Origin of the sequence: Neobacillus kokaensis (genome assembly GCF_014656545.1) — a bacterium.
Classification (GTDB): Bacteria; Bacillota; Bacilli; order Bacillales; family Cytobacillaceae; genus Neobacillus; species Neobacillus kokaensis.
This window is the reverse complement of the sequence record NZ_BNDS01000012.1, coordinates 94,906-119,320: the sequence shown is the minus strand read 5'-3', so window position 1 is coordinate 119,320 and position 24,415 is coordinate 94,906. Positions and strand designations below refer to the sequence as shown.

General features: G+C 35.6%; 30 protein-coding genes and 1 pseudogene. 3 read left to right on the top strand and 28 right to left on the bottom strand.

All coding sequences use genetic code 11. The annotated features are described in order from the left end of the window. Positions 1–427 precede the first annotated feature (427 nt). The 9 genes and pseudogenes from IE222_RS15070 to IE222_RS26410 all read right to left on the bottom strand — a co-directional run bounded on the left by IE222_RS15070 (position 428) and on the right by IE222_RS26410 (position 7,003). On the bottom strand, positions 428–607 hold the full coding sequence (locus tag IE222_RS15070) for a hypothetical protein (protein WP_191274176.1): 180 nt from the start codon (positions 605–607) through the stop codon (positions 428–430). Between the two features lie 57 nt (positions 608–664). Then, positions 665–1,909: a Zn-dependent hydrolase gene (locus tag IE222_RS15065; RefSeq protein ID WP_191274174.1), complete on the bottom strand. Its 1,245-nt coding sequence runs from the start codon at positions 1,907–1,909 to the stop codon at positions 665–667. A 42-nt stretch (positions 1,910–1,951) separates the two neighbouring features. After that, complete coding sequence (locus IE222_RS15060; protein WP_191274172.1) at positions 1,952–3,412, bottom strand: sodium:solute symporter family protein; 1,461 nt, start codon at positions 3,410–3,412, stop codon at positions 1,952–1,954. Between the two features lie 95 nt (positions 3,413–3,507). Further along, a complete protein-coding gene (locus IE222_RS15055; RefSeq protein ID WP_191274170.1) occupies positions 3,508–4,869 on the bottom strand; it encodes a sigma-54 interaction domain-containing protein in 1,362 nt (453 codons plus the stop codon). Positions 4,870–5,160: 291 nt separating this feature from the next. Beyond that, positions 5,161–5,547: a glyoxalase superfamily protein gene (locus IE222_RS15050; protein WP_370465056.1), complete on the bottom strand. Its 387-nt coding sequence runs from the start codon at positions 5,545–5,547 to the stop codon at positions 5,161–5,163. 94 nt (positions 5,548–5,641) lie between these two features. Further along, positions 5,642–6,109, bottom strand: a complete 468-nt coding sequence (locus tag IE222_RS15045; RefSeq protein ID WP_191274166.1) for an NUDIX hydrolase — start codon at positions 6,107–6,109, stop codon at positions 5,642–5,644. Positions 6,110–6,161: 52 nt separating this feature from the next. Beyond that, positions 6,162–6,245 (bottom strand): annotated as a pseudogene (locus IE222_RS15040) (class I SAM-dependent methyltransferase); the annotation flags it as partial. A gap of 7 nt (positions 6,246–6,252) precedes the next feature. Continuing rightward, positions 6,253–6,792 (bottom strand): 2'-5' RNA ligase family protein, encoded by a 540-nt coding sequence (locus IE222_RS15035; protein WP_191274165.1) that lies wholly within the window; start codon positions 6,790–6,792, stop codon positions 6,253–6,255. Between the two features lie 43 nt (positions 6,793–6,835). Further along, positions 6,836–7,003, bottom strand: coding sequence for a DUF5662 family protein (locus IE222_RS26410; protein WP_223282722.1), 168 nt, complete (start codon positions 7,001–7,003; stop codon positions 6,836–6,838). A gap of 188 nt (positions 7,004–7,191) precedes the next feature. Between IE222_RS26410 and IE222_RS26930 the strand changes: the two genes are divergently transcribed. Continuing rightward, entirely contained in the window at positions 7,192–7,290 is a 99-nt protein-coding gene (locus IE222_RS26930) for a YjcZ family sporulation protein (RefSeq protein WP_223282721.1), read from the top strand. An 85-nt stretch (positions 7,291–7,375) separates the two neighbouring features. Beyond that, complete coding sequence (locus tag IE222_RS15025) at positions 7,376–7,840, top strand: low molecular weight protein-tyrosine-phosphatase (protein ID WP_191274163.1); 465 nt, start codon at positions 7,376–7,378, stop codon at positions 7,838–7,840. 120 nt (positions 7,841–7,960) lie between these two features. Here the strand turns inward: IE222_RS15025 and IE222_RS15020 are convergent, their stop codons facing one another. The 7 genes from IE222_RS15020 to IE222_RS14990 form a co-directional block, all read right to left on the bottom strand. Beyond that, positions 7,961–8,527: a class I SAM-dependent methyltransferase gene (locus IE222_RS15020; protein WP_191274161.1), complete on the bottom strand. Its 567-nt coding sequence runs from the start codon at positions 8,525–8,527 to the stop codon at positions 7,961–7,963. A gap of 143 nt (positions 8,528–8,670) precedes the next feature. Next, positions 8,671–9,219, bottom strand: coding sequence for a ribonuclease FAU-1 family protein (locus IE222_RS15015; RefSeq protein WP_308435609.1), 549 nt, complete (start codon positions 9,217–9,219; stop codon positions 8,671–8,673). Between the two features lie 106 nt (positions 9,220–9,325). Continuing rightward, entirely contained in the window at positions 9,326–9,784 is a 459-nt protein-coding gene (locus tag IE222_RS15010; protein WP_191274157.1) for an NUDIX domain-containing protein, read from the bottom strand. 126 nt (positions 9,785–9,910) lie between these two features. Further along, positions 9,911–10,876, bottom strand: coding sequence for a phosphotransferase (locus IE222_RS15005; protein ID WP_191274155.1), 966 nt, complete (start codon positions 10,874–10,876; stop codon positions 9,911–9,913). A 50-nt stretch (positions 10,877–10,926) separates the two neighbouring features. Further along, entirely contained in the window at positions 10,927–11,382 is a 456-nt protein-coding gene (locus tag IE222_RS15000) for a GNAT family N-acetyltransferase (protein WP_191274153.1), read from the bottom strand. Between the two features lie 559 nt (positions 11,383–11,941). Continuing rightward, positions 11,942–12,400: a hypothetical protein gene (locus IE222_RS14995; protein WP_191274151.1), complete on the bottom strand. Its 459-nt coding sequence runs from the start codon at positions 12,398–12,400 to the stop codon at positions 11,942–11,944. A 5-nt stretch (positions 12,401–12,405) separates the two neighbouring features. Beyond that, complete coding sequence (locus tag IE222_RS14990; RefSeq protein WP_191274150.1) at positions 12,406–13,194, bottom strand: hypothetical protein; 789 nt, start codon at positions 13,192–13,194, stop codon at positions 12,406–12,408. 329 nt (positions 13,195–13,523) lie between these two features. On the opposite strand from IE222_RS14990, the gene IE222_RS14985 reads away from it, so the two are divergent. After that, a complete protein-coding gene (locus IE222_RS14985; RefSeq protein ID WP_191274148.1) occupies positions 13,524–13,829 on the top strand; it encodes a DUF4179 domain-containing protein in 306 nt (101 codons plus the stop codon). A gap of 285 nt (positions 13,830–14,114) precedes the next feature. On the opposite strand, the gene IE222_RS14980 is transcribed toward IE222_RS14985, so the two are convergent. The 12 genes from IE222_RS14980 to IE222_RS14925 all read right to left on the bottom strand — a co-directional run bounded on the left by IE222_RS14980 (position 14,115) and on the right by IE222_RS14925 (position 24,257). Continuing rightward, a complete protein-coding gene (locus tag IE222_RS14980) occupies positions 14,115–15,119 on the bottom strand; it encodes an anti sigma factor C-terminal domain-containing protein (RefSeq protein WP_191274146.1) in 1,005 nt (334 codons plus the stop codon). Next, positions 15,112–15,612, bottom strand: coding sequence for an RNA polymerase sigma factor (locus tag IE222_RS14975; RefSeq protein ID WP_191274144.1), 501 nt, complete (start codon positions 15,610–15,612; stop codon positions 15,112–15,114). Before IE222_RS14975 ends, IE222_RS14980 begins: the two co-directional genes overlap by 8 nt. A 413-nt stretch (positions 15,613–16,025) precedes the next feature. Then, on the bottom strand, positions 16,026–17,003 hold the full coding sequence (locus IE222_RS14970; RefSeq protein WP_191274142.1) for an NAD(P)H-quinone oxidoreductase: 978 nt from the start codon (positions 17,001–17,003) through the stop codon (positions 16,026–16,028). A 410-nt stretch (positions 17,004–17,413) separates the two neighbouring features. Then, positions 17,414–17,983 carry a dihydrofolate reductase family protein gene (locus IE222_RS14965; protein ID WP_191274140.1) on the bottom strand — a complete coding sequence of 190 codons (570 nt, stop codon included), beginning with the start codon at positions 17,981–17,983 and terminating at the stop codon, positions 17,414–17,416. Positions 17,984–18,197: 214 nt separating this feature from the next. Next, complete coding sequence (locus IE222_RS14960) at positions 18,198–18,863, bottom strand: HAD family hydrolase (RefSeq protein WP_191274138.1); 666 nt, start codon at positions 18,861–18,863, stop codon at positions 18,198–18,200. Between the two features lie 241 nt (positions 18,864–19,104). Beyond that, complete coding sequence (locus IE222_RS14955; RefSeq protein ID WP_370465053.1) at positions 19,105–19,485, bottom strand: VOC family protein; 381 nt, start codon at positions 19,483–19,485, stop codon at positions 19,105–19,107. Positions 19,486–19,752: 267 nt separating this feature from the next. Beyond that, a complete protein-coding gene (locus tag IE222_RS14950) occupies positions 19,753–20,193 on the bottom strand; it encodes an NUDIX domain-containing protein (RefSeq protein WP_191274136.1) in 441 nt (146 codons plus the stop codon). Positions 20,194–20,696: 503 nt separating this feature from the next. Next, entirely contained in the window at positions 20,697–20,990 is a 294-nt protein-coding gene (locus tag IE222_RS14945) for a hypothetical protein (RefSeq protein ID WP_191274134.1), read from the bottom strand. 201 nt (positions 20,991–21,191) lie between these two features. Then, a complete protein-coding gene (locus IE222_RS14940; RefSeq protein ID WP_191274132.1) occupies positions 21,192–22,139 on the bottom strand; it encodes a LacI family DNA-binding transcriptional regulator in 948 nt (315 codons plus the stop codon). A 34-nt stretch (positions 22,140–22,173) separates the two neighbouring features. Further along, a complete protein-coding gene (locus tag IE222_RS14935; RefSeq protein WP_191274130.1) occupies positions 22,174–22,482 on the bottom strand; it encodes a hypothetical protein in 309 nt (102 codons plus the stop codon). Between the two features lie 379 nt (positions 22,483–22,861). Beyond that, positions 22,862–23,536, bottom strand: coding sequence for a DUF421 domain-containing protein (locus IE222_RS14930; RefSeq protein WP_191274128.1), 675 nt, complete (start codon positions 23,534–23,536; stop codon positions 22,862–22,864). A 217-nt stretch (positions 23,537–23,753) separates the two neighbouring features. Continuing rightward, positions 23,754–24,257, bottom strand: coding sequence for a DinB family protein (locus IE222_RS14925; RefSeq protein ID WP_191274126.1), 504 nt, complete (start codon positions 24,255–24,257; stop codon positions 23,754–23,756). Between the last annotated feature and the right edge of the window lie 158 nt (positions 24,258–24,415).

Sequence of the window (24,415 nt, the reverse complement as noted above, 5' to 3'; positions counted from 1 at the left end):
ACCTTTTTCCTCTTCTCGCACATAAGAAAAAGGTCAGTCTCCCGTCACGATAGTACACGGGCAACTGACCCCAATCAAAGTCCAAAATCTATATCCTTTTTTTCACACAGAAATCAAATTTTGATTTAATGCCGTATACACACTATTTCTACATAATTAAGGACTTTTTCTACGTAATTCAAGTACAATTCTACATAACTCCAATGGAATTCTACAAAAATTAGAATAAAATGGGTTACTTCTTAATTTGAGCAATTTTTTCTACATAATTAAGGACTTTTCTACGTAATTTAGGCACATTTCTACATAATTCCAATGGAATTCTACAAAAATTGGAACAAAATGGGTTGCTCCTTAATTTGAGCATCGTCGATCGTATGATTAGGAGTAGTAGAACAGTTAACTTTTTTACGAAAAAGTGAAAACATCAATAGATGGTTATGGGTATCAATAAATCCGGGAATGACCGTTTTTCCTTTAAATCTATAATCCTTTCATGGACAGGGTAATCTACTTCTTCCTTCGGAGGTTTTGAAACCTGCCAAATACCAACATTACGCCCGTCCTTTACTGCCAATGATTTCGCTATTGTATTCTGGTTATCCAAGATCAGCCTTTATCAACCTGCATCCACATCTCACTTAATAGATTCTTCACTCTGTAATCAAGGATTTACTAATTTACATAGCGTCTTATAAAGAACACTTATGCCCTTTTCAATATCCTCCCATGAAGTATGTTCCTCTTCACAATGGCTTTTTCCATCTGTACTTGGCACAAAAATCATGACTGTGTCCGTCACTTGATTTAAATACATGGAGTCATGGCCAGCACCGCTTATCATTTTTTTATAAGGCAGCTGGCTTTCTTTACAGACATTCTCTAATGTCTCAATTAGAAAAGGAGAAAAATGAATGGGCTGGTTTGATGCGATTTCGTCGACCGTGCATTCGATTTGTTTTTCCCTTGCTATATGATTGATTAACCTGGTTACTTCCTTTACACATTCCTTTAATTGAACTGGATCCGAATTTCGAATATCTAATGAAAACATGGTTTCACCTGGAATGGCATTAATGATCCCAGGAACGGTACGAATGGTTCCAACGGTTGCAACTGTGCCATCTTTTTTACTCATGGCCCAATTGTAAATTTCATGAATGATGGAGGAGGCGGCAACTAACGAGTCTCTCCGCATGTTCATGGGAGTGGATCCAGAATGGTCGGACTGTCCGGCCAGCTTTATTTCCATCCAAGAAAATCCGGCAATGCCCTCCACAACCCCAATAGCAATTTTTTCTGAATCTAATATCGGACCCTGTTCAATGTGGAGCTCAATAAATGAAGCAATCTTCCCCGGACGGTTTCTTTCCTCACCAAGGTAACCAATTCTTTCCAATTCAGATTGAAAGGTCAGCCCCTTTTGGTCTGTTCTCTGATAAACATATTCTTTCGAAAACTTTCCAGTAATCGCGCCGCTTCCGAGCATTTGCGGGGCAAAGCGGGCGCCTTCCTCGTTGGTAAAAGAAACAATTTCAACTGGGCAAGCTGGTTCGATACCGCTTTCCTTCATTGTTTCGATGGCTTCCAATGCTGCTAACACACCTAATGTCCCGTCAAACTTTCCGCCTTTTGGAACAGTGTCTAAATGGGAACCTGTCATAACAGGAGACGCATTCGGGTCCTTTCCCTCAAGCCTGCCATAAATATTTCCAAAGTCATCCACTCTGACTTCCATATTTAATTCATTTAACCATTGAATAAATAAGGCGCGTGCTTCTTTTTCTTGGTCGGAAAGAGCTAATCTCGATACACCACCTCGATCTGTCCCTCCTATTTGGGCCATTTTAAGCATACGAGACTTTAAACGTTCGATATTGATTGTGGATTGCTTGGTAACCTGTTCCATCTTAATACCTCCTATTTCATCTGCGTTTCTTACATCCATTGGTTACAGCGTAATACTCTTTTCGTCATCAATAGGAAATTCATCCATCTCAGCTGAATCTAGATCTTCCCAATAAACTGCTCTTACTTGTTCAGATGGGTCATGTTTTGTCAGCAAGCTAACGCCGACTAAACTAATAATGGATACGAGGAAGCTGAAAACGGTATGGTCGAGGCTTATACCCATATACGGCCAGGCAAGGGTAGCGGCTGCGGCAAGCACCATGCTCCATACGACCCCTTGTTTAGTAACCCTTTTCCAAAACATAATGGCGAGGAATGGGAAAACCATGACTGTTGCCGATAGTCGCAATGCCCATTGATAGAGGCTGACGATATCAGTCAATGCATAAGCAACAACCAGGCCAAGAACTGAGATAATCACAACCGTCCAGCGCGCCGACGTCATTAACTGTTTTTCAGTTGCTTTTGGATTCAAGATTCGATAATAGATATCTCTTGTCAGGTTAGAGCTTCCTTGTAAAATAAAAGAATCGGCGCCAGTCATTAAAGCAGCAAGCAGACCGACTAATACTAATCCGCCGACAACAGGTGGAAGAAGTTCAACAGTAACATAGGAAAACAGCAGATCAGGCTTCATGTCCGCAGGGGCAAATTGGCGGGCAATAACGCCGATACTGAAAGGTAAAAAAGAAATAGCTCCAGAAATAGCAAAGCCTGTAATGCCTGCCTTTTTGGCAACCTTTTCACTTTCCGAGGCAAAAATCCTTTGCCAGGTAGACTGCCAAACAAGATAGAATGGGCCGACAGATAGGGCAAACAATAAAACTTCATTTAGTCCATCCGCTCCAACAGGAGACAAAAATTCTGCCTGAGTTTTTGCGATGATGTTTCCAAATCCATCGCCATATAGAACCGCAGCAACAAATAAAATCACAATTCCAGCCAGCAGAATAAACGATTGAATCGCATCTGTTACAATGGCTGCCGGCAATCCTCCTAAAATCGTAAAAGCTAAAATTAAAGCAAAGGATAAGAAAATACCAACTTGGAGATCCATCCCTAATGCCATTTTGAATACAGTTGACATTCCCACGATTTGCAGTGCTAGCGTTGGTACAGAATAGATAAATGCCGATAGAATAGAAGGAACAATTCCTGATTTCCCTCCAAATCTTTCACCAAACAAATCAGCCAATGTATAAAGCCGTTGTCTCCTTAAAGGAGCAGCGAATAAAAAGATTAGCAAAATACTAAAGAGTATCCCCGGCAGTGCAAACTTGAAGAAGCCTGACAGGCCTACCGTAAATCCCATCCCTACCCATCCGATAAAAACTGCTGCACCGCACCAGGTACTTACAATCGTTCCGACAATCGGCCAATATCCTACACTCCAGCTGCCAATTAAATACTCATTATAGGTTTTAACTTTAAAGAAATAGTAAATGCCCATAGCAAACATGAAAATGAAATACAGTACAATATAGCTTACATACCAACCCACAGCATTCCCACCTTTGTTTTGTTTTTTAATTACCTAGAGATAATTCATACAATTAGTAATTATCAGAAATATTAAAACGCAACATTCCTAAGGGATTATTCTAAATACTTTTTGATTTTTCTAGCTGCCGCGGTTTGACTGATTCCAAGCTTTTTAGCTACTTTGTATGAGGAGTTTTCCTTTTCATATTCCTTCAAAATAATAGACTGCTCGACCTCCTCAAGGATTTCCTTAAGTGTTAGGTCACTTGGTGCACTTGAAGCTTCCTGTATATATTCGGGCAAGTCACTTTCTTGAACAACGGTGTAATCGGATAGAACAACAAGACGTTCAATTACATTTTTTAATTCCCTTACATTTCCCTCCCAGGAGTATGATAAAAATTTTTCCAGCACCTTTGGTGAAAATGTAATTTGTTTATGATAGAATTTGTTAAATTCCTGAAGAAATTGATGTGCCAGGTCCAAAATGTCTTCTTTCCTATTTCGAAGAGCGGGGATTACAATTGGAAAAATATTTATCCGGTGGTAAAGATCCTCACGGAATAAACCGGACTGAACCATTTCTCTTAAATTTCGGTTTGTAGCAGTGATGATTCTAACATCCAGTTTTAACTGTTCAGTCCCGCCGACAGGACGGAATTGCCTTTCCTGGATGACATGCAGGAGCTTTGCCTGTAAATGAAGCGGGAGCTCACCAATTTCATCAAGAAAAAGCGTTCCCCCATCTGAGGCCTCAAACAATCCTTTTTTACCTCCTGGGTCCCCTCCGGTAAACATACCGCCCTTGTACCCAAACAATTCTACTTCAATTAATGATTCCGGAAGCGCAGCACAGTTAATCATGTAGAAAGGCTTACCCTTCCTGCTGCTTAACTGATGAATGACCCTAGCAATCTCGCTTTTCCCTACTCCCGTTTCGCCCAGCAAGAGCACATCACTATTTACTCCCGCAAGCTTATGCACATGGTTCAATGTTTCCTTCATTTTTTCACTTCTTGAGGAAATACCTTTAATTTGGATCGGTTCCAGAAAATTGCGCCTATATTTATTCAGCTCATCTTCCATTTCTTCTAATTGCTTTTTAAGCAGCATGATTTCGGACAAATCTCTTGTAAAAGAGACGATCCGATTTATTTTACCGTTCTCATCGAATATAGGCTTCGCCCGTACATAAACGTAGCGACCGCCAATCGCGGACTGAACAAGTTCCACGGATTTTCCATATTCAATCACCTTCCCAACGGCAGATGGAGAGAAAATACCTTTTTTCTCTAAATCTCGGACATTTTTACCAATAGCCTCTTCTTTCTGCAGTTTCATGAAGGATGCGCTTACATTATTAAGTTTCATGATCGTCCCATCCGCATCCGTCAGTAATATTCCCTCAAAGGAGTATTCAAAAACGTTTTCTAGTTCAGCATTTAATTCTTGAAGACGTTTTACCTTATCAGCCATTACACTACACCACCTCTATAGACCCTCTCCTTTCTTCAAATTATATCATCATTTAAGACAACACTGTCCTGCAAAAACTATATATGCAAGTTTTGTACCAATTTAAAAAACCTTCAAAAACACAAGATTTCACCCCTGCACTTAGGGAGAAGTAAGTCTAAAATAACTTAATTAAGTCTTTTTAGACTTACAAGTGGAAGAGAAACTGATTACATATCCCTGGCGATAAACCAATGTAAGTCCTTGTTACATCAAGAAGCAGCAAAGAATAAAAACGATATGTACTTATTATTAAAGGTTCTCAAAAAATACAATTCTATTACCAAATGGGTCTCCTATGCAAACCTCCCGAGTATTCCAAGAGGTTGTTTCAATGCCAGGACGTGCATATTTGTATTTCTTTGATAAAAGGTTGGAATGGAGTAGCTCTAAGTTTTCTACTTCAATCCTAATAGCACCGCCAGGACAGCAATCTCCATGATGTTCTGAAAGATGAATAATACAGTTTCCACAAGAAACTTGCATGTATAAAGGCAGACCATCTTCAAATCGATGTTCCCAATCCAAACTAAATTCCAAAAAGGTTAAATAAAACTCTTTTGCTTTTTCCTCATCAAATATACGCAGGATTGGCGTGGAGCCTTTCATTGTTATTTTAGATGTACTCATTAGATCCATCACCTCTTATATTTATTTTAAAACTCTATTAATCCTTATGAGCGCCTTTTGCGCCCGCTCTCTCGAATCATTACCCAACCAAAAAGATTCAAGCTTAACCAATAATAGGACGTGCTTTTTGTGATCGTAAATCATTGACCAGCATCATATGTTCCGAAAATAGATTGTCGGGTAATTCCTCAAGTGAAAAAAACTTATTGTGCATGGACTCTTCGTTGCACTCTATTAATTCACCTGTATATTCCTTACAAATGAATGAAATTAGAAGCAATGCAACTTGGTCCCCGTTAGAGAAAGTTTTATCATATTGTGGACCTGAATAAATGCCAAGCAGTTCAAGTTCGCCTAATCGAAGTCCTGTCTCTTCATAAACCTCTCTCCTGGCCGTGTCCTGCACGCTTTCTCCTAATTCCATAAAACCACCCGGAAAACCCCATTGTCCATTATCAGAACGTCTTTGCATAAGCACTCGATTTTCTTGATCAAAAACAATGGCACCTGAAACAACCATGATCACCTTTTCATTACCAACCATTGACCTTAAATGTTTTATATAATCCAATTTTCCCCTAACCTTTCTATCTGCATTTACATAACTTTTCTATCATTAATAACTAACGCTTTTTGGCATCAACAATTAACGGCGGGAAAACAAGTTTCTCCCCTTGATTTCGTCGGTCATATTTTTTGGAGCGAAAAAAATAGTTATTTTATTAATTCCTTCGAATAAATTATTGGTGCTTTGCTTTTATCAGATACATCAATTAAAGCCACTCCCACGATCTTCCCCTGAATAGTGCTGATTCTTTTTGTACAATAATGAAATGCTTCCGTTAATTTTTCTAGTGATAACCTATTTGCAATTGTACAATGTGGTATCCAATGATCCGGTATGTACAATGAATTCGGATCATCATTAAACTGTTCAAATTTCTTATGATGGTTAGCATGGAATTCAAACAAGTCTTTTGTCATAGTAGGTGAATAGAACAATGCACCAGAATTAAGAAAAGAGCCAATCGAATTAAACTTTATATCAATGGCTGGCTGATTTTCATATATTTCATTTATTTGTTCTATAAAATCAGATATGTTTAAGTTGTTATAACTCGCCAATGTAATATGAGGTATTCTATCTTCTACTTCATAAGCATACGCAGAAATAGACCTTTCATATAACTCCTTCCAAATAGTCTTTATCAACTGTTCTGTTGTTTCATCAAATATTGCAATTAGTCCATACATAAAAAAAGCCTACCTTAGAGTTATTATAGGAAACCACTTTCATTCACAATCCTACTAGCCTAAGAGCAGCAGTAAAGATAAATAAGAGAGAAAACTTAGACCAGTCGTGTATGATTCCTTGGATATACAATCCTTCTTTCCAACATTCAACGAGAACGTTCACTTTATGATTTAGGATATATAGGAAATTTCTCCAATAGGCATGTAGCATAAAAACATCCTCCCTTTCATTGATATTCTATTTGGAGAGTTCACAATCCTGCTTAATTGTGCAAAAGAAAAGGGTTGTCCTACGCCAACACTCGGAACCCCTCATTGGAAGAATAACGGCAAAAATTATAGATTTGACAACCAGCGCCGTTCCATATTTCTGTTAAGTACATACTTTGTAATTACGAATTGAAAGGAAGCTCTATATTATGTCAGAGGATCATTGTATTGTTTATACTTCTTATCATCGTTGAAACAGCTTGGTACCAAAGAATCCAATATGGCTGATGGTGCGAAAAACAACACACCTATCCAATTCAATCTAAATACATAATTCACTTCAAATAAAATAAATAAAAAAGGGGTTAAGTACATGATTAACGTTATTTTTGTATGTCTGGGGAATATTTGCCGTTCACCGATGGCTGAAGCTTTGTTTCGCGACTTAGTCAAAAAGGAAAAGTTGACTAACAAAATCGCAGTGGATTCCGCTGCAACCAGTTCATGGCAAATCGGCTTCCCTCCGCACGAGGGAACTCTCGATATTCTTAAGAAATACAATATTTCTTCTGCTGGGCTTGTTGGACGCAAACTAAAGAAAGAAGACTTTTGGAAGTTCGACTATATTATCGGTATGGACGAAAGCAACATAAAAAATATTTACAGGATCACCGGTAAGCCCAATCATCCAAAGATCATTAGGCTGCTCAATCTGACCAAAAACAAGAAAGATGTCCCCGATCCATTTTACACAGGTGATTTTGATGAAACCTATCGTCTTGTTTCAGCCGGCTGCCGGGCATTACTCAAGAAAATACGCAGCGAACAAAACTTATAACAGCAAGGCATCCATCTCCTAATCCAACGATCAAAGCAGTTTCTATATATCAATCCTTGTTAGTTCAAGCCACCTTTATTTCATCAATAAAAAATATAGCTCTTTTCTAAAAGGGGGTATCTAATTTTTAATTGGCTTTTTTGCATCAACTATTAGTGAAACAAAACCGAGATTCCCATTTTTATTTCTATGGTCAAAACGTTTTGAACGATAAATAAATCCTTTGTTTTCGTCCCAGTCATTATAATGAAATCCACCCATCTCATCACAATATTCCAAAAGACTAACGTTAAAACCAGCTTCTTCAAACATTGAACTAATTGTCTTATAATTATGTACAATTTTATGACTTGCTGCAGGATGATCTTTAGGTCCAGGCCCTCCTACCTGCACTCCTGCCTGATACTCTTCATCAGGAAAATAACCATCAGGAACTGCACAACGAATATAACCTCCAGGCTTTAGAAATTCAAAACATATCTTTGCAGCTTTAGTCCCTTCTTCATAAGTTAAATGCTCCCAAACATGTTCAGCTAAGATAGCTTCCAACGAGTTAGGTGAAAATTTTTTCTCCCACTCAACTCGCCTTAACAAATTCAGATCTGTTTCTTGCGTCTGAAGCCATTGCGGATTGTTATTATGTTCCCCTGCACCAACTACAACTTTTAAGGTTTCTTTAGTAGTCATTTTCGCCACCCACTCCATTTATCAATTGCAAACTTTTATTTTATTCAAATTTTCCAAAAATAAAGTGCCCCTATAATGTAAAAAAGAATGCTAATGTTCAAGAAAGCGCTCTTCTTGAATAACTAGCTTGTAAATCAATAAAGCTATTTTAATTGATTTACTAAGATTTCCTTATGTTCAATTGATAAATTTAGCAATTCAAAGTTTCTGTTATGTATTAACTTAATAAGATTGTTTGCTTCATCCCAAGCTAAATTGTAAAGGGACTTATCAATAATTCCCTTTACAACAGCCACTTCAAGTTCATCATCATCTTTTAGAAATACTTCTTCAGAAGGTAACAAAACAATATCCAAAAATAAATCATCCATCCAAGGGATATTTCTATCTAATCCATTTTCTAGGCAAATATCTATATACCATTGCACTATATTTCCATTGGCATCAAACATGGTTGTTACTGAATGTTTTTTCTCTAAAGGGAATTGTTGAAGCCACATATAGCCATCATTAACAATACATATATCATTTTCTCCATACCTAACTGATAATGGTTCGGTTACCTTAATAGTATGTATTAGAGTGATATATCCCCTAAAATCCTTTGTATCAAGATACGATTGTGCGTATTTTCTTTTTACAACTCGTTTCCATTCTAACCGGTCCCCATACTTTCTCTCGAGCATCTCCATCCATCCTCATACCAAACTTTTAATTATAACAACTTTATTCAACCTGACCTTTAATATAAAATCGCCTACACTGATTGTATTAAACGCCCCTTTAATTCGTTATGGTTTAATAGTACTCAAGTAGTTTTTCATCAATTTCATCTATGTAACCAATGCTGCTTACTCTGTCCCAAAATACAATTTGTTCGGCTTCTTCATTCTCCTTAAAAGCATTTAAATCTTCAATTTCCCCGCTATACAATGCACCATATTCAATTCTATCGTCAGGCTTTAATTGAAACTTCATTAAACCCTTAAAAGATAATTGTTTAATTGATTGATTGGTTTCCTCTAATAATTCCCTAATTGCACATTCCCTCGGTGTTTCTCCTTCATCTATAATCCCGCCAGCCAGTTCCCAGTTTTGTCTCCACTTATTAAACATTAAAAGATATTTTTCTTGATATTTAGCTACTACTAATGAATGGGTTAAGGGGGCATCAGTTACATAGTCGTTTAGTTCCTCTTCGTTAATCTTAAGGAAATCCAAAAATACATTGCCTTTTTTGCTTACTAAAATGGTCATAATCTATCTTCCAATCTTATGTGTTTATACTATAAACCTTTCTACGTTATGGTTAGAAAATCTTTTTTAGCTAATCTCCCTATTACAAAAAGCTAGCTGTTCTTCCCGTAACGCACTCATCAGAACTTAATAAGAACGACTTACAAATTCTTTTAATGTATTATAGGCATTTTGAGTAATTAGCTTTTTTTGTTCTCTATTACCACCTGTTATTTCCAGCATATTGTATATATCACTAAATTTTTTTATTAAAAGAATATCGGAATATACTTCAATACAATTTTTCTCAACAGTATATAACGGTCTAATCTCTTCATAACCGTTTAAAATAGCTTTATAAACCTGGTCTGGAAAACTTAATTTAATTACAGCTAAGTCGTGGATTCTATAACCATACCCACAGTGATCAAAATCAAATAATGAAAAACCGTTTTTATTACTAAAGTACAAGTTTGAAGGATTTAGATCTCCGTGAATAAGACCGTATGAATTTACATCAATAGGCAAATTATTAATATAATCTATAAGTTTATTAGTGTGGTTTTTAAAAAAAGAAATGTTTCCTAATCCATACAAATAAGTATTTTTTTCAATTATCGATAAAGGGTCCTCAATTAAAGTTTTTATATCTAGATGATAACGTGAATACTTACTGACGAAATTGTTGGAACATAAATGCAGCTTGGCAATTATTTGACCTAAACTATTTGATTGTTCCCGATATAAATTTTCATCTATTGGAAAGCCGCTTGCAAAGGGGAATAAAGTTAAATATCTGGTTTCATCATTCATCTTTAATGCAATAAAATTTTTGTTATTATTACTAATAATCGGATCCATTACCGGGATACCTTTAGAATTCAAATATTGGAGATAGTCTAATTCGAATTTGATTTCGTCTATGTTATGAATATAGTTCTTGTTGTTAAGGTACACTCTTAAAACATATTGTTTAGTACCAGCTTTAATTAAATAGTGATCATTAAAACTCCGTCGAATAAATTTACAACTTATCGGTCCAGTTAAATTATAAAAGCCAGATACGGTCTTAACCAGAGTAGGCTCATCAATTACTGTATTTAAATTTACCATTATTCTAGATTACCTCCAGGAAGATTCGCACAAAAAGGGCTGCTCTGAAATTAAGTGCAAACCCATTCATATATACATTTTTCTTTCTCACCTCGCTGGTACATATCATTGTCTTCTGGGACATTAACGATTGCTAAAAGATTAGCTCCGACATACTCACATGTTTTTCTTGAAGCAATGTTATCTGGATTACAGGTAATAAAGAGTTTCTTCATTTCATGAGCTTGTGCCACTTTCTTTAAAAGCTGTACAGCTTTTGCAGCATAGCGATTGCCTCTATATTCCTCATGGACTGAATATCCAATATGACCTCCATAATATAAGTTTTCATTGTATCCAATTCTAATGTCTATCTTTCCAATAGGTATGGATGAACCACTTAAAGAGATATTGAAATGATAAGTGGGAACCCATTTCTTCGCCTTATTTCCTGTTACTGTTTTTATCAGATGTAAATCAATATCTTCACCTTTAATAACATCAAAGTCTAAAAATTTGAATTTCATTATTCACCCTCAGTGTTAAGTCTTTATTTCTTATTCTTCAAAAAGATGTATTCTCCTTTAAATGGCCCTTAAATAAAAAAGACACGCCCTTTAATAAACGCGCCCCCGGAATATTGAAAATTCAAAAGTACTGCAAAACTAATACCTCATTTATTTTACTAAAGCACCCGTTTAAGTACATTACTTCACATTTTCTTCTTTGCGTTTTTTCGGTATTCTCTCGGTTTTCTCATTAGTGCCAATAATGCTATAACAAAACGAATCATTAGAATTATACTTAAGCTCCAAGCGAAACTATCAATATCTGAATTAACCTTCCTCCTCAGATATGTTTTGTTCACTCTAGCATGATTAATGTGCTAGTTGGTTTTATTCTACAAAAGAAGATAAAAAGTTACAATTTTTTCTATCAAGATCCGTTTGCTGTAATTCCCATAATAAAACACCACCCTTCCCCTATTACAAAATGTAGAGAAAGGACGGTGCTTGTCTTTCATTATTTATTTTCAATCAATGTAAGCCTTCATAATCTTAGTTTTGGTCAATAAATATTGATTCATCATCTTACTTTCCCCACACCAATTGCAAAATGATTCCAAAGGATATCCTCTATTATTTCAGCCTGCGTTTCTTCACAATCAACAATTAAAATTATTTCAGAATGTTTGCCTTTTAAAACCCTTTTTTTCTTTTTTATAAATAACTCCATAATAAGCCGAATAGTTAATCCAAGAATAAACCCCACGGATGCACCTATCAGCCCCCAATAAATTGGACCCCAAGCTAATTTAAATCCTATACTTGCTCCAATAACTGAAAATGCAGTGGCAAGCCCCATACCGATATCAATAAGGCTTGTTCCGTCTGAGCGATGTATGGTATCAAAAATTTTACGGTCTTCTTCTCGATTATCCAGTGGAACAGCAAATATATTTTCCTTTTTAATTCCTTTTTTCTCTAAAGTTGAAATTACCATTTCTAAAAATGCGTTATTTTCAAAAGTTGCAAATAGTTGCAAACACATCACTTCACTTTTTGACCTTTAAGTATTTGGAAACCTGTATCTTGATAATTTTCCATTAAATACCTTCTTTGTTCTTTTTCATACAGTTTATTATTTTCAATCGTATCCACATAGGAAGCAAAAGCAGCAAATCCATAGTGAGATGGAAGGAATAACAGCCATTCGGGGTTTAAAACAACAGAAGCCTCCTTGATTTTTCCTAAGAACAAAAGGGAAACCGCTTCAAGTGCATGGGATTGATAAAAAAAGACTACTACCCATAAGATAATAAACAAAGCTGTCATTATTCTATGTATATAAAGATGCCCTAGCCCTGGAATAAATAGTGACCACATAATAGAAGCTAAAGGGTTTCTCTTATCCAAATAATTAATTCCTGTTGGTCCTAAACTAAATGAGTTAAAAGGATGGTCTTCATGGTCAGCTAAAATAAAAATTTTGTTCAAATCAACCGTTGTCCGATAACTATCCCAAATCGCAAATAGATACACGGGTATATACATGAGTAACCATCTAGTGTCCAACACCTCCTTTGCCATCGATATATTTCCTTGAAATGAGTAAATCATAGCAAGATTCACATGTGCTTTAATATTTACAACTACTTCCCAGATAAATAATGCATATCCTCTTGGATATTTACATAGCATCATATGTCCGAATCCTGGGAAAGCTGCTGACCACCAAGCAACGATAAAAGGGTTTCGTAAATGGATCTGGGTCGTGCCAAATATGCTAATATCAGCCTTATAACGTCTGGCGGTGTTATCATTCGTATAGTTATTCATTAAATTCACCTTTTGAGGTTTTTACCATTAATTTCCGTAAGGGAGTGAATTTATACCAAACCTTAATTAGCTGAAGAGGATGCATTGGATGTCGTGTCTAATTTATCTGTAACAGATCATTCAGGCCATGACGAAGCAATATATATTTTTGAGTGCTATTGAACAGTTAAAAGAGAACTATCGAGCCGCATTATTTTGTTTTACTACTATGATTATTCTATTAAAACCATTAGCAAAATTATGGAGATTCCCAGGGAACCGTCAAAACCATTTAAGCAGGGGAAAAGTTAATTTAAAAAAGTCCTATAAAGAAAAGGGGGACAAATGCCATGGATAACAAGGCAGGAAAAAGGGCAATTGATAAAATAGTTGTACCAAAAGAAAAAGTGTTGAACGCCATTGATACAGGCTTAAAAATGGCAGGACAAGGAGAAAAAACAAAGAAAAAGAAAGTTTTTGCCGGTTCAGCTGCTGCCGTCGCTCTTCTTGGAATAACTGTCACCTCAGGTTCTATTAATTCTACAATGAACAAAGTATTAACGAATGCACCCTTAATTGGCTTGGTCTTTCAAGAGTTCGATGATTCAATTGGCATAAAACTGGCGAAACATACTGCCAAAACACACATGAGTTAATTGCCAGAAACATTTTTCTCCCTCTATAAACTAATTGTTTTCTTAAAAATACTCCTTTATTTTTAAATATAAATATCAACCACTTATGTCCATTATACTGCCAATATTAACATAAGTATCCTGCATTAAATTAGCCTTTAAAAACAAAGCAGGCGTAATCCTTACAGGAAAAACGCCCTTTTCTGGAATAACGCTATTGACATTATACATCTAATTATTTACTTTTGGATTAGTTTTCCATAGTGGTCTCTCATCTTCGAATTGTTTCATACCCCAACAATACCATTAATATTTATCGATCGTAGCACCGAGAACAGAAGCACGAATGAAAGGAAGGTCTTGAAAACGTTTAAGCTCTTCTGCTGTTCCCGTCACAACAGCTCCGTTATACTGAATCTTCCCTTCAGTGGAACGGGTGTTTTCCTCAATTCCTTTTAAAGCTTCGTTGACTAGACTTTTACGGAATCCCTTTTTCTTTAATTCTTTCAGTGTTCTCATAAAAAATTCTTCATGTTGGTTGGAATAAGGCTCTTGAGGATTAATATCAAATCCGAAAGCTCCACCGCCACCTTTTGTTTTTAGACTATCACTATCCAGTTCTTTCTCCATTCTATGCATTTGAGCTTTTGACGACGTATCTACCCATAGCCAAATCACATTTTTATTACCAAGTTGCTTGGAAACCTCAGCCAAGGTCATTGGCTTATCAAAGGAAATTGCTACTTCAATTAACTTATTTTTATCTAAATCAGTCGCAATATCGAGTTCATGGGGTAAATAATCGTATCTTAAACCAGGATAATAAAAATCAATTTTTCGTTCATTATTAAAATCGTTATAGCGGATATACCGATGAGCTTCTTTATCAAGTGAAATAGTATGGACCATACCGCTCCCTTGATTGAGAGTTTCTATTCTTCCGAATAAAGGTATTTTTTTTATTTTCGTATCCCACAATATAGAACGGTTTCCCACTGTCTTGAAAGTTCTTTCATCAATCGTTACACTAAATAGATCATAATTATAAGAGCCACCACCTGATGATAGATTTGCTCCATAAATGGGATCCAAAAGAGACTTCTCGCTGCTAACTTCAATACGCTGATTTAGTATGTATTGGCTGCCGCTTATCAGCACATACAATAAAACAATTGTTGTAAAAACAGTAATGCCAATATATTTGAATGTTTGTTTTCTTTTGGATTTTTTTACGGCTAACTGTAAGGAAGGATTGCTCATAAAGTCAATCTCTTTCTTATCTTCCTCTTTTGATACACGTTTATCACTCATCGCTTTCCTCCCTGTAAATCTTTGCTAGTTGTTTTCTAGCCCTAAATAAATTTGTCCTCACTGAATTGATATTTGATTCCAATAGCTCCGCAATTTCTTTATAGGACAAGCCGGATTGGTACTTTAACAATAATAGTTCTTTAAAATGTGGCTTTAGCTTGGAAATTGCAGATGAAAGCTGTTTGTTTCGTTCTCTTTCAAGAAAGAACTCTTCCGGCTGTTCCGCTGCAACTAACTTTGTAACATTTGCATCTAAATCCAGCTTATATTTCTGTTGTTTTCGGCATTGATCATAATAAAAATTTAATGCTACACGTATTAGCCAACTGCGTATTTTTGAAGCTTTAATGGAATCGTAATACAATAAGTATTTGTACGCAGTCTCCTGAACAGCATCCTCAGCATCGGCATGGGAAATCCCCAATTTACGTAAATACTTATATACGATGTTAAGCTCTGTATTCAATGCATTATTCTTATTTAACTCATTCATTACTCGCCTCCTGAACAATAAAAGTATTCAATAAGAAAAAGTATACAGTAGTTAGTAATAAATTTTTTAAAATATATATCCCCTACATTCAGTTAACTTTATGTCAATTTTTAAGGAAGTCATACAAAAGCCAATCCCTTGAACCATAAGAGATTGGCTTTTATTCGTTTTTTTCTTCTATACGGGGCATCGTCAGGAAAATGCGGATTTACAACGGTAAGGAAATTACAATTAAAAAGCCCAATTTCACAGTATTATTGAGAAATTGGACTTTTCGTTACTAAGGAAAAGCACCCGTTTATGGAACTACCTAAGGCATATGATCCCACTAAAGCTCACTTAGTTAATTTTAGTCCCAATCCCCTTCTAGAAAGACTAAAGTGCGGAGAATTTTACCAGTATTTTCAGTCGTATTAATCTACCTTTAAAATAATCTTTCCGATGTTTTTGTTGTTCTCCATATGTTCATGTGCTTGTTGGATTTGATTAAAAGGAAAAACTTGATCAACAATCGGACGAAGCTTGTTATTGGCAAAAAGGTCTAGGGTTTTGGCAGAAAATTCAGTTGTGAGTGCTGTCTTGTATTCATCGCTTCTTGGAGTGAGCAGCGTTCCAGTCAGCTGGATTCGTTTTGAAATTACATCCATTAAATTGAATTTTGCTATTTCTACACCACCTAAAATCCCGATCAACACCCATCGGCCATCTACTTTTATACTGGCTAGATTTTTACCCCAATAGGATGCACCAATAAAATCAAGAATCAAATCGACCCCTTGATTTTTGGTCGCATGCAATATTTCCTCGTCAAAATTCTGTTCTTTATAGTTTATACAAACTTCTGCACCTAACGACCGGCAAAAATCTAACTTCTTTTCGGATCCGGCTGTTGTAATTACATTCGCTTGTCCGATTTGTTTGGCAAGCTGAATCGCCGCCGTTCCGACTCCACTGCCGCCAGCATGAATCAACACGGTTTCACCTGCACGTAATTGACCTATCCAAAATAACGTTTGGTAAGCGGTCAAAAATACTTCAGGAATAGCAGCAGCTTCTTCAAATGAAAGGTTTTCTGGAATCACCATCGCTCTTTCATCCGGTATTACGACATATTCCGCATAACCACCGCCATTCACAAGTCCCATAACGTGTGTGCCGACAGCTGTTTTTGTACCGGCGCCCGCTTTTTCTACAGTTCCAGCAACTTCAACACCTAAAATCGGGTTCTTCAAATAACCCGAACTGCTTTCTCTATTAAAGATATCTGTTCGATTAACAGCTGCTGCCTTAACCTTGATTAATAATTCCCCATCCTTTGGGTCTGGTTTAGCATGTTCTGTAATTTGTAATTGATCTGCACCGCCTGGTTGTTTTACGGTGATTGCTTTCATGTTGAGCCTCCTTAGATATTTACTTGATTCTACATTAACTTTTAAAAAGTATTAAATAAAGAAAGAAGCTTATCAGTATTTAAAGCATACCTTATTTATCCTTTGTTTTTTATATAATTTAATACTCCAAAATACCCCTCTTCATTTCTTCATAATCCGTCTCTATTTATTCAACAATCTGGCCCTTTAATGGAAAAACAAAAATATGGACTTAGTCCTAAAAATCGTTCGCTTGTTGAGCGACCGCACCCCGTTACTTGAATAAGAATTCACTAACGAATGAAAGCCAATTCTCTATTAAGAATTCCGTGTCCTTTGGAAACTCGGAAAAGCGCCCTTTTGTTTGAAGAGTGGAAATATTAATATCGAGTATTTCGTAATGATATTTTATCTTTGAATTTGCAAAATTATTAATCCCTATTTAAATGATAGGTTAGCTGCACAACGCCAGAGGAGAATGTTCTTGTATTAACTATTTTTAAATTCAACCTCTGCTTTATATCATTAAACAACGGTTTTCCTTCTCCTAAAATAACAGGGTGAACAGATAATCTAAATTCATCAACAAGCCCTAAATTGATAAAAGTTGTAATAAGACTTGCTCCGCCATATAACCAGATGTCTTTACCGGGCTTATTCTTTAATTTATTTACTTCTTCAAGAATATGATCATTTATGAATATTGCTTTATTATCAGTCCCTTTTTGCGTTCTGGAAAACACATACTTTTCTTTGCTATGAACTAATTTCCATATTTCTTTTTCAGTATCAGTATCTTCAATTCCTGGAGTGAATTGTCCCCATAAATCATAGCTTTTTCTTCCATACAAAATAGTATCAATTTCATTTAAGAAATGACTAAACTCCATCTCAGAATCCATGATGCACCAATCAATTTCCCCATTTTTCCCTTCTATAAAACCATCTAAAGTAACTGCTAAATCTAAAATTATTCTTCTAGGTCTTACAATATTGGACATAATCTTCTTCCTCCCTATAGTGAATTAGATATTGTTTCTCACGCCAAATATTTCATTATTGCTGTTAAAATAACCTGCCTCAACTTAATAACAATAATCTCGAAATACCATTTTCCCACAATTAGTTATTCGAGAATATAGCCCTTAAATGGAAAATGAGCGCTTTATCCTTGCTCAAGGATAGCGCCCTTTAGATGAATATAATTGTCGTCATTTATTTAACTTTACTTGCTATTAAAATATCTTTTATCTCGTCAACACTATTAACAATATATGTAGGGTTAGTTTCATTCAATTCTTTAAATGAACCAAATCCATAAGTTACGCCAATAGAATCAATACCACTATTGTTTGCACCAATAATGTCATGCTTTCGGTCACCAATCATAACAAAATCATCTAGCCTTTGTTCATTGTACATATCAAGTATGTATTGAATAATTTCAGTTTTTGATGATCTTGTTCCATCGAGGTTACTTCCAACAACAAGTTCAAAATACTGGTCAATATTAAAATACTTTAGTATTTGTTCAGAGAATATAGTAGGTTTTGAAGTTGCAACAACTAAAGTATATTGTTGTTCCTTTAATGTTTTTAAAAGTAAAGGAATATTTGAATATAACTTATTCTCAAACATACCCGTATCCTTGAACCTTTCCCTATAATAATCAATTGCCTTTTGTGTATTTTCCTCATTAAAACCGTAATATTCAGCAAATGAAACATGAAGTGGCGGCCCGATAAAACATTCAAGTTTATCGATATTAGGCTCATCAATGCCCATTTTCTGTAACGCATATTGAACAGATTTAGTTATACCAATTTTAGGGTCTGAAAGTGTTCCATCTAGATCAAATAAAATTACTTTATATTTGTTCATTTTAAACTTCCTTTCTGAAACTAATACCTTCCTCATCTTACCATATAAAATTCAGAATAATTCAAAATTTTTATTAACCTGCCAAATTTGCCCAAAACTCTTGCTCTATTGCCCTTAAATGAAAAATGAGCGCTTATCCTTGTTAAGGATAGCGCCTTATTGCTGAGCTATTCTATTTACTTATGGAGATCCAGTTAACCGAAAAGGGTACTCTGTAAATTACAAGATAACTATTATACGATTAAATCCATTGAAGGAACTCTAGGCGATTCCCGAATGGGTCATCCACATAAAAACGTTTTGCGCCTTTAAGTGGTTCATCTACCTTAACTTTGATTTCATTATCGATTAACCGATCACGTAGCGCTTCTAAATTTTCAACATGGAAAGCCGGATGTGCTTTTTTAGCTGGAATGAAATTTTCTTGAATTCCTATGTGAAGTTGATGCACTCCACATTTAAACCAAACTCCTCCTCGTTTTGCCAAGTTTTCGGGCTTTGGGATTTCTTCCATACCAAGAATCCCATTGTAAAAATGACGTGCCTCATTTTCACTTCCTTTTGGTGCAGCTAATAGGACATGATCAATTCCAGTAAATGAATACAACACATAAAGCACCATCCTTCACCAATTAATTTCTCACTAACAGTATAACTTAGTTACTTATAATTAAAATTATTCAATGAATATGATTGTCGATAAGTAATTCTGATCGAACGATGGCTATTACCGCTCCTTTAAGAAAACGGACATCCTAAGAAATGTATAAAAGCAATCACTTCTTATAACATGAATCCTCCACACTCTGGCCCTATAATGGAAAAAAACAAAAATATGGACTTAGTCCTTTGTTGAGCTATCGCCCCCCGTTACTTGAATAAGAATTTGCTAACGAATGAAAGCCAATTCTCTATTAACGAGAGCATCCTTTAGCCATCGAGGATGCATTTTCAATAAGTCTTGCGGTAGTTCTTCTGGATTAAAAAATTGTATTTCGAGTGACTCATCAGAATTACACCTAAGTTCCCCACCGGTAATTTCAGCAAGAAAACAAGTGGTTATAAAATGTACTACTTTACCATTGGGATAAGCAAATACCTGTGAATCAGGTTCAGAGTACACTCCAATAATCTTTTTAATTTTTATATCTAAATTGGTTTCTTCTTTTACTTCTCTGATAGCTGCTTCGGAAACTGTTTCCTCAATTTCTATATGTCCTGAAGGGATACCCCATAGTTCTACATCAGCTCTTTTCTGTAACAAAACTTGGTTTTCCCCATTCAAAATAATAACTGCTACTCCTGACTTTAATTCATCAATTTTTTTCATTTAATAAACCTCCCATAAAATAATAAAAAAGGTCCGAGGGAGAAAGGATTTCAACGCATAGCAAATACGCTGAACCTTTCCCCTCGGACCTTTTATGTCAATAGGTGCCTTTTACGCTATTGTAAAAGATGTAGCCCTCGGTCACAAACCTATTTAGATAGCGGAACCCTAGCTACAATTTTCCAGTTCATAATTATTTTACAACTCTTACTCAGAAGATGAAAGATGTTTATCAACTTTCTGCCCAACGGTAAAATAGCTACTATTAATCAATCGCCCGCGTTCAAAAAATTTTTCTAATCTTCAAATTCGGAGATCATTAAAATATCAGTCTCTACAAAAATAAAATTGGTAATGCAATCGAAAGGTTCTCCCTCTGTATTTAATTAATCCATTTAAATTAAGGAATATAATAATCTTCAAAAGAAATTGCAGGTTAGTACAAGAAGGATTTCTTAAAGGATCCTAAAATTCTCTAGGCAACTAATTCTTTTATCCTATATTTATATTAAATCGAAATTTTGTATTGCTAAATAAACCCAAAGCAGGGATATTGCAAACCATAAAATGGAATACTTTTTCTTTTTTAACAAAAAATTTTCTACTCCCATTAAAGCCCAAAATATCGCGATAATAATTTGTCCAATTCCAAGATATAAAAAATTGACGCTATCATTTTTTAGAGCATAATTGCTAACAATTAAATAAATGATTAAAAGGATAAATTGTATAATTACAAAGGGCTTAATTCTATCTTTTAAAATTCGCTTACCGAGCTTATGTAAAAATGAGTTCATATTACTGACCACCTCCCTCAAACTAAGCATCGTTCGTATTGGTTTACATGAGGTAAAATACTAAATCTTAAATACAAATTCTTACTATACCTCCGTATTTTAACATAATTATCTAATAGGTTTTGAAGCGTTATGCAAGAATCTGTTCTTAAATGAAGAAAGGCGTTTTCCTTATTACAGGAAAACGCACAAAAAGGGGAATCATACAGAATCTCTCTCCACAATGCGATATGGGATTTTCACTTTTTCTCTAGATTTCTTTATCACCAGGCTACAAGCTTGTTCACCAATTTTCGTCAGCTGGTGATCTACTGTAGATAGTCCTAAACCGATACCAACTGGTTGATTTTCTTGGCCAATAATCGCTAAATCAGCAGGAACCTTCATTTGTTGCGACTTAGCATATAAATACATACCACCAGCCACTTCATCTCCATTCGCATAGATGGCTGTTGGTCTTTCGTGTAACTCCAAGAATTGCTTCGCTGCTCCATATCCATCTTCTAAGCAATGACAATCTGATATATGATAGCCAGGTGGAAGTTCACCAAAAATCTCATGATAAGCATCAATCATTTGCTTCGTGCTTTTGCTTTCTAGTCTAGCTGTTGTGAAAGATACCGCACGATGCCCTTTGTTTTTTAATAATTGAAAGGCATCTAAAAAGGAAGAATACCTGTCCATATAGGAACAACCAATCTCCGGGTGCGGCGTATATTCACAAGATACGATTGTACCAAAATCGCTATACGGAATGATCGTCTCCCAATCATTCGCTCTTGAAGTGATAATGATTCCATCAAACAGCTTGCTTTTTAATTTTTGCAAGTACTCCATTTCTTTTTCTTTACTATATTTTGAAGGAAGTACTGTTACCAAAAAATCGTTTTCTAGGGCCTTATTTAGAATACCATTTAATAGTTGATCAAATGCCGGGTTGTTGTTATATGGGAGAATAACGCCTATTGTTCTTGTTTCTCCTCGAATTAAATCAATCGCATTTTTGTTGGGTGTATATTTCATTTCTTCAATAACTTGTAAGACGGATTCTCTTTTATCGTTAGCAACATACTTATAATTGTTAAGGACTCTAGAAACAGTAGAGACGGATACACCTGCTAATCGAGCAATATCTTTAATATTTGTCATAACATAACCCCTACATATTCAAAGTCGAGGAAACCTACGCACTCACATTCAATTGTTGAAACGTTTTCATAAAGTTAAGGAGGTTTCCTTTGTATGTCCATCTTACCGTAATCCTATGTTCTCCTACAATGAGTGTAGAATGTCCAATATTCCCCATTTCTTCTCCTTCAAACCACAAAGATACTTCCACATTTATTAGTTTATTGCTGACTATAAATAATCGTTTATTGGTTAAAAACAAATCTCCAAAGTAGACATTTTGCATTCCATCAAAGCTTTCAATTAGCCCTGTAAGGGTTGATAGTACATTTTCATCTTGTTGAAGGATAATCTTTCTGTTCATTTTTCTTCCTCCCTTTAGTTGAAAATCAGCTTACTTTCACTCTAATTTATGAAATGCATTTCAAGTCAAGGGAAAAAAATAAACTAAATTCATTTTTAAAAGCAGCATAAATTTCGGTTAAGCACCAATGTTATCCATTCTTGAACTACTCTATTAGTCTAAGGGGAAACCTTCGTAATCTATAATTTACATTTCAAAATTAATTGAATACGTTCCTCAACAATCGGCCAATTCATGAATAAAGGCACGTTTCTTGTTGCAGAAACGCGCCCGATGGTTGAATAAAATTTTGAAAAAAACACTTCAAAAAAAGCAATAAAGAGTACTACGATCAGTTCGATAGATAGTGAGATACCTTTAGTTATAAATTTATAATATTTTAAATACATTTTTGAATATAGAATCCTTCTCCTTCTGTCCACTCGGCACAGTAAATCTCTTCGATGGATCCATATCCCTCTTTCTTTAAACTTTCTCTTAGCCAATCCTCATCCTTATCAATCATTCGGAGGCCTTTTTCCTCTATTTTTCCTTCATCCACTAATAATATAGAAGGCTCGTTACTGTTCGCCTTCACTTTTAGCTGTGCAGGTGTCACTGGTTCGAATTTAGGATATTTCATCACGCTTAAATTTCCGCTTGTTTCAAGGTAGGCATATTTGACTTCCTTTAGTGAGAAGATTCCTTGCTGGCGAAGCAAGGTGCGCAGCTGTTCAAGCTCAAGCTTTGACTTTTCAACTGCTTTTACATCTAACTCACCATCTCTTATGACTAGAGACGGATCTCCCATAATTAAGGCACGGAACTTCTCAAATCTTTGCATGATTCTTTCAAATAAAAAAATGGCCAGCGCCCAAATGGCAAGGGCAAAGGTAAGATGGCCAACAGTTATTTTATCATCAAAAATAGATTCTTCTAAAATACCGCCGAGAATAACGGCATAAACAAAATCAAGCGGTGTTATCTGGGCCAATTCTTTTTTACCAATTATACGTACAATCACAACAAGAGTAATTAATCCGATTATAAGCTTTAGGGCGATCATTCCATACATAACAAGAACCTCCTGAAAATCATCTTGTTAGCTTAGTTCCCCTTTTTTAACAATTATAATCCTTACGAAATTTTCAAGGGAAATCTCAGAGTGTATTTGAATAACGATGAAAAAACTCCCCATTTATCTAAATTGGGGAGTTTCATTTTACCGTTAGAAGTATGAGGAGCTCCCATGCCTCTTCACCCAAAAGGGTTTATGGCATTCATATTATTTTCTACATCTTAGGGGCTTCCCTGCCGATCATCGCCCATTCCTCTTTCGAAGGCCCATATATGCCGGGAACAGCTAAACCTGCTTGGCGCATAAGTATAGTCATTTGTCCTCGATGATGAATTTGATGTTGAATTAAGAAAAATAATAGCTGGGAATTGGAAAACTTCTGTCCAAAGACATCATGTACTTCTGTAAGACTTTCGTCAGTCCATTGACTTCTTAGTGCCTGACACAACGTGCTGCTTGCCTTTTGATAGCCGTCAGCGATCAACTTGGCTGAGGCTGGAACAGGATAGTCTTGGTCGGGCAAGTCCAAAGATAGATTTGTTTGAGAGGCAATCACCGGGATCGCTGTTACAGTATGCCAGGCGATTCTTCCTAATGTCCAATTTTGCGGGGTTACGGATTGGGATAAAGAATCATCCGTAAGCTGATTAAGGGTTTTCTGGGTAACGCCTGATTCAAATTGCCATAATTGATAAAAACCATCTAGTGTTTGAAACATATTCTGCCTCCTTCTTTTAAATACTTCACATATATATTCAATCTTTTCAAAAATTTTCCTACAGCTTTTTAAACCATTATTTTCGATCTGATTAATTCCAAGTCTTAATGTATGAACCAAGGGCTTCGGGCAATTTGAGCGCTGGTTTTTGACCGTGC

What these genes read in the sequence shown, in the direction of transcription:
- IE222_RS15015 (WP_308435609.1), bottom strand. Translation starts at nt 9,219, where the DNA reads ATGGAGATGCTCGAGAGAAAGTATGGGGACCGGTTAGAATGGAAACGA.
- IE222_RS14960 (WP_191274138.1), bottom strand. Translation starts at nt 18,863, where the DNA reads ATGAACAAATATAAAGTAATTTTATTTGATCTAGATGGAACACTTTCA.
- IE222_RS14990 (WP_191274150.1), bottom strand. Translation starts at nt 13,194, where the DNA reads ATGAATAACTATACGAATGATAACACCGCCAGACGTTATAAGGCTGAT.
- IE222_RS26410 (WP_223282722.1), bottom strand. Translation starts at nt 7,003, where the DNA reads ATGCTACATGCCTATTGGAGAAATTTCCTATATATCCTAAATCATAAA.
- IE222_RS15035 (WP_191274165.1), bottom strand. Translation starts at nt 6,792, where the DNA reads ATGTATGGACTAATTGCAATATTTGATGAAACAACAGAACAGTTGATA.
- IE222_RS14980 (WP_191274146.1), bottom strand. Translation starts at nt 15,119, where the DNA reads ATGAGTGATAAACGTGTATCAAAAGAGGAAGATAAGAAAGAGATTGAC.
- IE222_RS14965 (WP_191274140.1), bottom strand. Translation starts at nt 17,983, where the DNA reads ATGTCCAATATTGTAAGACCTAGAAGAATAATTTTAGATTTAGCAGTT.
- IE222_RS15010 (WP_191274157.1), bottom strand. Translation starts at nt 9,784, where the DNA reads ATGACCATTTTAGTAAGCAAAAAAGGCAATGTATTTTTGGATTTCCTT.
- IE222_RS14925 (WP_191274126.1), bottom strand. Translation starts at nt 24,257, where the DNA reads ATGTTTCAAACACTAGATGGTTTTTATCAATTATGGCAATTTGAATCA.
- IE222_RS14945 (WP_191274134.1), bottom strand. Translation starts at nt 20,990, where the DNA reads ATGAACTCATTTTTACATAAGCTCGGTAAGCGAATTTTAAAAGATAGA.
- IE222_RS14985 (WP_191274148.1), top strand. Translation starts at nt 13,524, where the DNA reads ATGGATAACAAGGCAGGAAAAAGGGCAATTGATAAAATAGTTGTACCA.
- IE222_RS15025 (WP_191274163.1), top strand. Translation starts at nt 7,376, where the DNA reads ATGATTAACGTTATTTTTGTATGTCTGGGGAATATTTGCCGTTCACCG.
- IE222_RS14975 (WP_191274144.1), bottom strand. Translation starts at nt 15,612, where the DNA reads ATGAATGAGTTAAATAAGAATAATGCATTGAATACAGAGCTTAACATC.
- IE222_RS15050 (WP_370465056.1), bottom strand. Translation starts at nt 5,547, where the DNA reads ATGGATCTAATGAGTACATCTAAAATAACAATGAAAGGCTCCACGCCA.
- IE222_RS14930 (WP_191274128.1), bottom strand. Translation starts at nt 23,536, where the DNA reads ATGTATGGAATGATCGCCCTAAAGCTTATAATCGGATTAATTACTCTT.
- IE222_RS14935 (WP_191274130.1), bottom strand. Translation starts at nt 22,482, where the DNA reads ATGAACAGAAAGATTATCCTTCAACAAGATGAAAATGTACTATCAACC.
- IE222_RS15000 (WP_191274153.1), bottom strand. Translation starts at nt 11,382, where the DNA reads ATGAAATTCAAATTTTTAGACTTTGATGTTATTAAAGGTGAAGATATT.
- IE222_RS14955 (WP_370465053.1), bottom strand. Translation starts at nt 19,485, where the DNA reads ATGGTGCTTTATGTGTTGTATTCATTTACTGGAATTGATCATGTCCTA.
- IE222_RS15020 (WP_191274161.1), bottom strand. Translation starts at nt 8,527, where the DNA reads ATGACTACTAAAGAAACCTTAAAAGTTGTAGTTGGTGCAGGGGAACAT.
- IE222_RS14940 (WP_191274132.1), bottom strand. Translation starts at nt 22,139, where the DNA reads ATGACAAATATTAAAGATATTGCTCGATTAGCAGGTGTATCCGTCTCT.
- IE222_RS15065 (WP_191274174.1), bottom strand. Translation starts at nt 1,909, where the DNA reads ATGGAACAGGTTACCAAGCAATCCACAATCAATATCGAACGTTTAAAG.
- IE222_RS15055 (WP_191274170.1), bottom strand. Translation starts at nt 4,869, where the DNA reads ATGGCTGATAAGGTAAAACGTCTTCAAGAATTAAATGCTGAACTAGAA.
- IE222_RS15005 (WP_191274155.1), bottom strand. Translation starts at nt 10,876, where the DNA reads ATGGTAAATTTAAATACAGTAATTGATGAGCCTACTCTGGTTAAGACC.
- IE222_RS14950 (WP_191274136.1), bottom strand. Translation starts at nt 20,193, where the DNA reads ATGAAAAAAATTGATGAATTAAAGTCAGGAGTAGCAGTTATTATTTTG.
- IE222_RS14970 (WP_191274142.1), bottom strand. Translation starts at nt 17,003, where the DNA reads ATGAAAGCAATCACCGTAAAACAACCAGGCGGTGCAGATCAATTACAA.